The organism is Mycobacterium sp. E136 (assembly GCF_001666865.1).
GTDB lineage: Bacteria > Actinomycetota > Actinomycetes > Mycobacteriales > Mycobacteriaceae > Mycobacterium.
In genome coordinates this window covers 21,264-30,510 of the sequence record NZ_LZJE01000358.1, presented here as the reverse complement: position 1 = coordinate 30,510, position 9,247 = coordinate 21,264, and the positions used below count along the sequence as shown (strand labels likewise).

The following is a 9,247-nucleotide window of genomic DNA, read 5'->3' as shown; positions in this document are numbered from 1 at the left end:
GGCCGCGTTCAGCGCAACCGAGAGCTTGCCGCCTACGTGGGCAGCGAAGATCTCCTCATCGCTGAGGACGATATTGGATCCGTTCAAAGGAAGGTCTCTCACCGCTTGCGACACGGCGCCCAGGTTAACGACGAACTGGTAGGTAACCTAATCGCCCGCTCGCCTCAGATCAGGCCGAGGTCCGTGACCGCCTTGCGCTCGTCGGCGAGCTCGGCCGTCGACTTGTCGATGCGGCTGCGCGAGAAGTCGTCGATGTCCAGGCCCTGCACGATCGACCAGTTGCCGTCTTTCGTCGTCACCGGGAACGACGAGATCAGGCCCTCCGGGACCCCATAGGAACCGTCGGAGACCACCGCCATCGACGCCCAGTCGTCGGCGGGGGTGCCCAGCAGCCAGTCGCGGGCCGCGTCGACGGTCGCCGAGGCGGCCGACGCGGCCGAGGAGGCGCCGCGGGCGTCGATGATCGCCGCGCCGCGCTTGGCGACGGTCGGGATGAAGTCGTTCTCGATCCAGTCCTGGTCGTTGACGGCCTCGGCGGCGTTCTTGCCGCCGACCTCGGCGTGGAAGATGTCGGGGTACTGAGTGGCCGAGTGGTTGCCCCAGATCGTCATCTTCTTGATGTCGGTGACCTTGGCGCCGGTCTTGCGGGCCAGCTGGCTGATGGCGCGGTTGTGATCCAGGCGGGTCAGCGCAGAGAACCGCTCCTTGGGGATGTCGGGGGCGTTGGTCATCGCGATCAGCGCGTTGGTGTTGGCCGGGTTACCGGTCACCCCGATGCGCACGTCGTCGGCAGCGACCGAGTTGAGCGCCTTGCCCTGGGCGGTGAAGATCGCGCCGTTGGCCTCGAGCAGGTCGCTGCGCTCCATGCCCGGGCCGCGGGGGCGGGCGCCGACGAGCAGCGCCAGGTTCGCCCCGTCGAAGATCTTGTTCGCATCGGAGCCGATCTCCACGCCCGCCAGGAGCGGGAACGCGCAGTCGTCGAGTTCCATCACCACACCCTCGAGCGCCTTGAGCGCGGGCTCGATCTCGAGCAGCCGGAGCTCGATCGGCCGGTCGGGGCCGAGCAGCGATCCGCTCGCGAGGCGGAACAGCAGGCTGTAGCCGATCTGGCCGGCGGCACCGGTGACTGCGACCTTGAGGGGAGTTGTGCTCACGTCAGATGCTCCTTGCACAGATGTACGTTGCCCGCGCCGCGGGCGGATTGCGGTCGGGAACGAAACTAGCAGGCAGCCGACCGGCCCAGCCGCGTAGCATCGACCACGGCCGACAACGTCCTGGGGAGAGGGACCCGATGCCGTCGTTTCGTGCGTTACCTCGTACCCGGACGAAGGCGGGGGCCGGGGCCGACGGTGCCGATCAGGCACCGATCGAGAACGCGACCGTCGACTGCGGCATCTACTGTTCGGGCACCCGGCAGGCCGGCACACTCGGACCCGCTGAGGCACTGGACAAGGTGCGCGAGCTGCAGCGCGAAGACAAGAACGCGTTCGTCTGGATCGGCTTGCACGAGCCCGACGACGAGCAGATGCAGTCGGTCGCCGATGTGTTCGGGTTGCACTCGCTGGCCGTCGAGGACGCCGTGCATGCGCACCAACGCCCGAAGCTCGAACGCTACGACGACACCTTGTTCCTGGTGCTCAAGACGGTCAACTACGTCGAGCACGAATCGATGGCCAAGGCGCGCGAGATCGTGGAGACCGGCGAGATCATGATCTTCGTCGGCGAAACGTTCGTGGTGACCGTGCGGCACGGCGACCACACCGGCCTGGCGGGCGTGCGCAAAGACCTGGAGTCCTCCCCCGGTTCGCTCGAACTCGGCCCGTACTCCGTCATGCATGCGATCGCCGACCACGTCGTCGACAGCTATCTCGACGTCACCTCGCTCGTCGAGGCCGACATCGACGCGATGGAAGAGGATGTCTTCTCGCCGAACCGGCCGACCAACATCGGCAGCATCTACCTGCTCAAGCGGGAGGTCGTCGAATTGCGCCGGGCCGTCTACCCGCTCACGTTGGCGCTGCAGCGGATCCTCTCCGATCACAACGACCTGATCTCGGTCGAGATCCGGCGGTACATGGGCGACGTGTTCGATCACAACACCCAGGCCTCCGACCGCATCGCCGGCTTCGACGAGATGCTCACGTCGCTGGTGCAGGCCGCTCTCGGCAATGTCGCGATGCAGCAGAACACCGACATGCGCAAGATCTCGGCGTGGGTCGCCATCGCCGCGGTTCCGACCGCGATCGCGGGTATCTACGGCATGAACTTCGAACACATGCCGGAGCTGGCGTGGTCGTGGGGGTATCCCGCGGCGCTGCTGTTGATGGCGACGGTGTGCACGCTGCTGTACCGCACGTTCCGCCGCAACAACTGGCTCTAGCTCGGTTTGGCCGCCGGGCGTGCGGGATCGAGCACGTCGACACCGTCCTGCTGCCACGCCTCGCGCATCGCGTCGGCGCCCTTGAGCCGCACCCACGCCGCCTCGGTGGCGGTGATCGGCGTGGCGGCCAACACCTTCACCGGCTCCAGCGGCGCGGTCAGCGCGACGTCGTCGATCATGCTGTCGCTCAACAGGAAAGCCGTGAACGGTGAGGATTCCCACAGCGGGGTCTCGAGGTCGATCAACGCGTCGGGCGCCAGGACCAGCCCCTCCACCGCGGGCGCGGCCGCCACGATCGCGATCGCCCGGTGCAACCCCCGCGGCGACGGTCCGCGCAGCGCGACCGTCACCTCCGCACGCGGACCGTGCAGCGCGTCGGTCACCATCTCGGTGGGGTCGAACATCGGATGGCGCGAACAGCCAAGCGACACATAGTGAACGACGCCGTCGGGGTCGGGGCCGAAGCGCAGCACGTCGATGGTCTCGGCGCCCAGGAACGTGACGTTGGCTTCGTCGGGTTCGGCGTCGATGCCCTGACGCGCGAAGTGCTCGAGCAGGTGGGCGCGAACCGTCGCGGGAACGTCGATCACTCGGTCGGCGAAGCGGGTGAGTCGGTGTCGGGCAGGCTGAGGTTCTTGCCCGACTCGGGATCGAACACCACCAGCTTCGAGGTGTCGAAGGCCAACTGGATCGTGTCGCCTTGGCGGGCCGTCGAGTCGACGGAAACCCTTGCCACGAACTCGTTTTCGCCGACGCCCGATTCCGCGGCCAGCTCGGCCAGCTGCGCCGACCGTGCGCCGGCGCCCTCGGTCTTGAAGTGGAGGTACTTGTCCGCGCCCAGCGACTCCACCATGTCGACCGTGACGTCGAAGGTCAGGGCGCGGATCCGCGCGTACCCGTCGAGCACCGCGGCGTCCTCGAAGTGTTCGGGCCGGATGCCGACGATCACGTTGGTCGGCGCGCTGCGGCGGGCCAGCAGGTCGTGGTTTTCCTGCGTGAGGGTGACTTCGCCGAACGGCAGCCGCACGCCGACGTCGGTGATCGTCGCGGGGAAGAAGTTCATCGCGGGCGAACCGATGAACCCGGCGACGAACAGGTTCGCGGGCCGGTTGTAGAGGTCCTCGGGAGTTCCGATCTGCTGGGCCACCCCGGCGAGCAACACCACGACGCGGTCGCCCAATGTCATCGCCTCGGTCTGGTCATGCGTGACGTAGACGGTGGTGGTGCCCAAGCGGTCCTGTAGGCGGGCGATCTCGGCACGCATCTGCACGCGCAGCTTCGCGTCGAGGTTCGACAGCGGCTCGTCCATCAGGAACGCCTTGGGATCGCGCACGATCGCGCGGCCCATCGCGACGCGCTGGCGCTGACCGCCGGAGAGCTGTCCGGGCTTGCGGTCCAAAAGCTCGCTCAGGTCGAGAATTTTCGCGGCCTCGTCGACCTTGCGGGCGATCTCGTCCTTCTTCAGCTTGGCCAGCGTGAGCGGGAACGCGATGTTCTGCCGGACGGTCATGTGCGGATACAAGGCGTAAGACTGGAACACCATCGCTATGTCGCGGTCCTTGGGCGCCTTCTCGTTGACGCGCTCCCCGCCGATGCGCAGTTCACCCGAGGTGATGTCCTCGAGCCCCGCGATCATGTTGAGCGTGGTCGACTTTCCGCATCCCGACGGACCGACGAGGATGATGAACTCGCCGTCGGCGATCGTCATCGACAACTCGTGGACGGCCGTCGCGCCGTTGGGGTAACTCTTCGTCACCCGGTCCAACACAATTTCGGCCATGGAACTACCCCTTCACCGCGCCGGATGTCAGTCCGGCGACGATCCGTCGTTGGAAGATGAGCACAAAGATGATGATCGGGATGGTGATGACCATCGCGCCCGCGGCGATCGAACCCGTCGGTTCCTCGAACTGCGAACTGCCGGTGAAGTTCGCGATCGCCACCGGCGCCGTGATCGCGCGTTGGGTGGCGGTCAGCGACAACGCCAGAAGGAGGTCGTTCCACGCGAAGATGAACACCAGGATCGCCGCGGTGACGATGCCCGGCGCCGCGAGCGGGGCGATGACCTTGCGGAACGCCTGTGCCGGTGTCGCACCGTCCATCTTCGCCGCCTTCTCCAGATCCCAGGGGATCTCCCGGAAGAACGCCGACAGCGTGTAGATCGCCAGCGGAAGCGCGAACGTGATGTAGGGGATGATCAAGCCGGGCCACGTGTCGAACAGACCGACCGCGCGCTCGATGTTGAAAAGCGGTGTGACGAGCGAGATGTGGGGGAACATCGCGATCAGCAACGCGACCCCGATCAGCAACTGCTTGCCGGGGAAGTCGAGCCGTGCCACCGCGTATGCGGCCATTCCGCCGATCACGACCGCGATGGCGGTGGTGATCAGGCCGATTCCGATCGAGTTGATCAGCGCCGAGGTGAAGATGTTGCCCTGGAAGATCGCCTTGTAGTTGTCGAAGGTGATCTCGGCGGGAATCAGCCTGCCGTCCTTGACACTTGACGTCGGCTTGAGCGAGAGCGACAGGATCCACAGCACCGGGAACAACGCGTAGATGACGACCAGCACGTTGACGACGGTCCATCCGGTCACGCGCGACGTAGGAGCCCGCTCGGTCATCAGCGACTCTCCTCGGTCGACCCCGGTGCCGCCGCACCGAAGATCTTGATGTAGATGAACGCGATGATCGCCACGCACAGGAAGATCAGCACGCTGATCGCCGAACCCAGGCCGACGTTGAACGCCTTGAACAGGTTGTCGTAACCCAGGATCGACACCGAGCCGGTGTTGTTCGCCCCTCCGGTGAGGACGTAGATGTTGTCGAAGATCCGGAACGCGTCGAGGGTGCGAAACAGCAGCGCCACCAGAATCGCCGGCTTGATCAGCGGCAGGATGACCTTGACCAGGCGCTTCCACGCTCCCGCTCCGTCGACCTGGGCGGCGTTGAGCAGATCCTGTGGCACCAGCGCCAATCCGGCCAGCAGTAGCAGCGCCATGAACGGCGTGGTCTTCCACACCTCGGCCAGCACCACGATCGCCAGCGACGGAAGCTGTTCGGTCAGAGGGGCGCTGCCCTCGGGCAGCAGGTTGGCCAGGTATCCGGTGCCGGGTGTCCATGCGTAGTACCAGCTGTACGACGCTGCCACGGTGACGATTCCGTACGGGATGAGGACCGCCGTGCGCACCACGCCCTTGCCGAAGATGGTGCGATGCATCACCAGCGCCAGCGCCATGCCGAGCACGAACTCGATGGCCACCGACACGACGGTGATGCCGAGCGTGACGAAAAGCGCTGTCCACCAGTACTGGTCGGTGAGGATCGTGACGTAGTTCGACAACCCGATGAACTCGGTGTCCTCGGGGGCCGCCATGTTGTTGCGCTGCAGGCTCAGCCACACCGCATACCCGATCGGATACGCGGTGACCGCGAGCATCAGCAGGACCGCGGGGGCAATCAGCAGGAACGCGAGCCTGCGTTCCGAGCGGATGTCGTCGCTGCCGGTCGCAGCCGGTGCGGTCGCGGCGGCGGGTGGCGCGGTCACGGGATCAGCCCCTTCCCGTCGATGGCCTTCTGCACCTGTTCGGCGAGTTCGTCGGCGGTGCGCTCCGGGTCGATGTCGGTGATCGGCGCCAGCGTGGTGGAGATGCGGGTGGAGACCGCTTGGTACTGCGGCGTGGCGGGACGCACCGCGGCGTTGGTGAGCTGTTCGCGGATGATCTCGTACTGGGGATATTTCGCCTGGAACGCCGGATCGCTGTAGAGCGATGTGCGCACCGCGGGCAGCCCACCCTCAACCGACGTGTAACGCTGGTTCTCGACGTTGCGCAGGCACCGGATCGCCTCGAACGCCTCGGCCTTGTGCCGGGTCGTCTTCGCCACGGCGAGGTTCAGGCCGCCGATGGTGACCTTCGCAGCCTCACCCGGCTTGACGCCCGGATATTGGGCGAAGCCCAGCACCTTCCTGCTCGCCTCGAACGCGGCCTCGAACTGCTCGTCGCTGGGTGAGAAACTTCCGACGTCATTGATGGCGTCGGCGAGCGCGGGATCCTTGTTGAGCGGCAGGAACGACACACCGCCCTTGATCGCGTTCTCCAGCAACGACGGCAGCACGTACGGCCAGTTCACCTCGAGCGCGGCCTTGCCCTGTTCGAGCGCCAGCCGTGCGGTGGTCTCGTCGGTCTGGGTCACCGACGGGTCCGCCCCCGGTGCGGTGGCGACGTCCTTGATGATCTGCAGCGCCTTGACGGTGGCGGCGCGATGTTCTTCGGTGTCGGTCAGGGTGACGGTTTCGCCGTTATCGGAAAGCACCTGTCCGCCCGCGCTTTCGAGCAAGGTGTTGAACCAGACCACCAGGCCTTCGTATTGCTTCCCCTGTACCGCAATCCAGCTCGGACCGCCGTCGGCGTGCAACCGGGTGGCCTCGGACACCATGGCGTCCCACGTCGGCGGCGGCTCCGACATCAGATCCGCTCGGTACCAGAGTAATTGGGTGTTGGTGGTGATCGGTGCGGCGTACAGCTTGTCCTGCCAGGTGGCGGTCTGCAGCGGGCCGGGCAGCGTGTTGTTCTTCGCGTCCGCCTCGGCTTGTCCGGCGGGATCGTCGGAAAGCGGTAGCGCCCAACCCGCCTCGGCGAACTCGGCGGTCCACACCACGTCGAGCGCCATCACGTCGAGGCTTCTGTCGTTTCCGGTCAGCCGCCGCGCGAGCTGAAGCCGTTGATCGTCGGCACCCTTCGGCAAACTGATCTGCTGGATCCGGAAGCGCCCGCCGAGCTCCTCGTTGCATCGTTTGGCCACGGCCGTGAAGGTCTGTGCCTCGTTGGCGGGGGTGTAGTAGTTGATGACGATGCCGCCGCTGTCGGATCCACACGCCGTCAGCACTGACGCCGTCGTCAGCGCAGCAACCGCCGCGGCACCCAGCCGCCGTTGGCTTCCGCGTATGGCCCCCCACGCCGGTGGGGAACTGGGGAAGCGCACCACCCGCCTCCGTCCCGCTTCGATATCGCCGTCGCAGCGGCGCCGTACGGGAATCTCCCGCGCGCAAACCGTATTGCCACAACCATGTGGTTTGCAACACTTCAGCGGCGCGCGTCGCACACCGTTACGCAATCGGGAACCTGGGCAAACTCGGCGATCCCCGCGCCGGGAACGTCAGATGGTCAAGCGCGCCAGCAGATCCCGTCCGCGTTCGGCGTTCTGCGGATCGCACAGCACGTCGTAACGACCCGCGACGAGTTGTAGCGTCGAACTGAAATCTCTTGTGCCACGCGCCATCGCATACGGTATCGCCGACGTGATGAGGCCGAAGAACACACCCGCGATCAGGCCGGTGGCGAGCGCGCCCCACGGGTTGGGGCTGAAGAAACCGAGAATCAGGCCGATGAACAGGCCCAGCCACGCACCCGTCAACACGCCTCCACCGAGCACCTTCGGCCACGTCAACCGACCGGTGACCCGCTCGACCTGCATGAGGTCCACGCCGACGATCGTTACCTGCTGTACCGGAAACTCCTGGTCCGACAGGTAGTCCACGGCACGCTGCGCCTCGGCATAGGTCGGATAGGAACCGATCGGCCAACCCTTCGGCGGTGTGGGCAGACCTGCGGGGGCACGACCCAAATTCGGGCTACCAGGCGTTGCGCCGGAATTTGCTCCAGGTTGAAACGGGCTGGTCATCGGTCTTCTTCTCCTCTGTCGCCGCGATTCGTTAAGTTGCTGCCTCATAAGGGACAACGCCGCGATGGCCGCAATCGTGCCCGACAATTGCGCTAGGTTGACAAGCATGACAAATCCCGGGGAGGACGCAGCAGAAACCGCATCATCCGAACCCCACGGAGGTGCGTCCGAGCCGACATCGTCCGGATACGAGGCGCCGTCGACCGAACAGACACAGGGCGCCCAGCCCGACCAGCCGTCGTACGGCTACCAGGCGCCGCCGGCGTACGACCCGTCATCGGGATATCCCCCGCCCCCACAGGGCGCCTATCCGCCGCCTCCGGCCTACCCTCCGCCGCCGCAGGGCGGCTATCCGCCTCCGCCGGGCGCCTACCCACCACCGCCGCCGGGGTCCTATCCGCCGCCCAACCTCGGGCAGGGATATCCACCGCCGCCGCCCTACGGTGCACCGTCGGCCTACGGTGCGCCGGGATACGGCACGCCCGGCTACGGCGGCGGTTACGGCCTGCAGCCGGACAAGACGAACGGTTTGGCCATCGGCTCGTTGGTGGCCTCGGCGGTCGGTGTCCTGTGCGGTGTCGGCTCGCTCGTCGGCATCGTGCTGGGCATCGTGGCACTCAACCAGATCAAGACCTCCGGTGAAGGCGGCCGCGGTCTAGCGATCGCCGGCATCGCCGTCGGCGCGGCCACGCTGGTGCTCAACATCATCTTCGCCATCGCCGTGATGAGCAGCTGAGCGGTGAGCGGGAGCGACCCGTACGGAGCCGAACGGCCCGACCCGTTCGCACCGGTGGACTACCCCACCGATGCGGGGTTGCCTCCGCCGCTGTATCCGCCACCGGCGCCGGGCTATCCGCCGCCCTACACGTCCGCACCCGGCCAGGGCTACTACCCGCCCACCGGCTACGGCTACGACCCGTACCGGCCCGTGAAGCCTCCCGGCACGAACGGGATGGCGATCGGCTCGCTCGTGTGCTCGCTGGTCGGCGTCTTCTGCTGCGGAGTGACGTGCATCGTCGGGGTCATCCTCGGTGTGATGGCCATGCGCGAAACCAAGCGCACCGGACAGGACGGTTTCGGAATCGCGTTGGCTGGCACCATCATCGGCGGACTGGCCGTCGCCGGGTTCCTCGTCTACATCCTGCTGTATCTGAGCCTGCTCACCACCGGGTGGCAGTGGACCTGAGC

Annotated in this window: 10 protein-coding genes; 3 read left to right on the top strand and 7 right to left on the bottom strand. The window is 66.5% G+C overall.

Annotation, left to right across the window (positions count from 1 at the left end):
- Positions 1 to 164 precede the first annotated feature (164 nt).
- Entirely contained in the window at positions 165 to 1,154 is a 990-nt protein-coding gene (locus tag A5698_RS24455; protein WP_068302310.1) for a malate dehydrogenase, read from the bottom strand.
- Positions 1,155 to 1,291: 137 nt separating this feature from the next.
- Between A5698_RS24455 and corA the strand changes: the two genes are divergently transcribed.
- Complete coding sequence (gene corA, locus A5698_RS24450) at positions 1,292 to 2,380, top strand: magnesium/cobalt transporter CorA (RefSeq protein WP_068302307.1); 1,089 nt, start codon at positions 1,292 to 1,294, stop codon at positions 2,378 to 2,380.
- On the opposite strand, the gene A5698_RS24445 is transcribed toward corA, so the two are convergent.
- The 6 genes from A5698_RS24445 to A5698_RS24420 all read right to left on the bottom strand — a co-directional run bounded on the left by A5698_RS24445 (position 2,377) and on the right by A5698_RS24420 (position 8,059).
- Positions 2,377 to 2,970: a suppressor of fused domain protein gene (locus A5698_RS24445; protein ID WP_068302304.1), complete on the bottom strand. Its 594-nt coding sequence runs from the start codon at positions 2,968 to 2,970 to the stop codon at positions 2,377 to 2,379. The two genes, corA and A5698_RS24445, sit on opposite strands and share 4 nt — an antisense overlap.
- Complete coding sequence (locus tag A5698_RS24440; RefSeq protein WP_068302301.1) at positions 2,967 to 4,160, bottom strand: ABC transporter ATP-binding protein; 1,194 nt, start codon at positions 4,158 to 4,160, stop codon at positions 2,967 to 2,969. Before A5698_RS24440 ends, A5698_RS24445 begins: the two co-directional genes overlap by 4 nt.
- A 4-nt stretch (positions 4,161 to 4,164) precedes the next feature.
- On the bottom strand, positions 4,165 to 5,001 hold the full coding sequence (locus tag A5698_RS24435; protein WP_068302298.1) for a carbohydrate ABC transporter permease: 837 nt from the start codon (positions 4,999 to 5,001) through the stop codon (positions 4,165 to 4,167).
- Positions 5,001 to 5,924, bottom strand: a complete 924-nt coding sequence (locus tag A5698_RS24430) for a carbohydrate ABC transporter permease (protein WP_068302293.1) — start codon at positions 5,922 to 5,924, stop codon at positions 5,001 to 5,003. The genes A5698_RS24435 and A5698_RS24430 overlap by 1 nt, the downstream gene beginning before the upstream one ends.
- Positions 5,921 to 7,360: an ABC transporter substrate-binding protein gene (locus A5698_RS24425; RefSeq protein WP_286144631.1), complete on the bottom strand. Its 1,440-nt coding sequence runs from the start codon at positions 7,358 to 7,360 to the stop codon at positions 5,921 to 5,923. The genes A5698_RS24430 and A5698_RS24425 overlap by 4 nt, the downstream gene beginning before the upstream one ends.
- A gap of 174 nt (positions 7,361 to 7,534) precedes the next feature.
- Positions 7,535 to 8,059, bottom strand: coding sequence for a YflT domain-containing protein (locus A5698_RS24420; protein WP_068302291.1), 525 nt, complete (start codon positions 8,057 to 8,059; stop codon positions 7,535 to 7,537).
- 106 nt (positions 8,060 to 8,165) lie between these two features.
- Between A5698_RS24420 and A5698_RS24415 the strand changes: the two genes are divergently transcribed.
- Both A5698_RS24415 and A5698_RS24410 read left to right on the top strand, forming a co-directional pair.
- Positions 8,166 to 8,795 carry a DUF4190 domain-containing protein gene (locus A5698_RS24415; RefSeq protein WP_068302280.1) on the top strand — a complete coding sequence of 210 codons (630 nt, stop codon included), beginning with the start codon at positions 8,166 to 8,168 and terminating at the stop codon, positions 8,793 to 8,795.
- Between the two features lie 3 nt (positions 8,796 to 8,798).
- Positions 8,799 to 9,245 (top strand): DUF4190 domain-containing protein, encoded by a 447-nt coding sequence (locus tag A5698_RS24410; protein WP_068302277.1) that lies wholly within the window; start codon positions 8,799 to 8,801, stop codon positions 9,243 to 9,245.
- Positions 9,246 to 9,247: the final 2 nt, after the last annotated feature.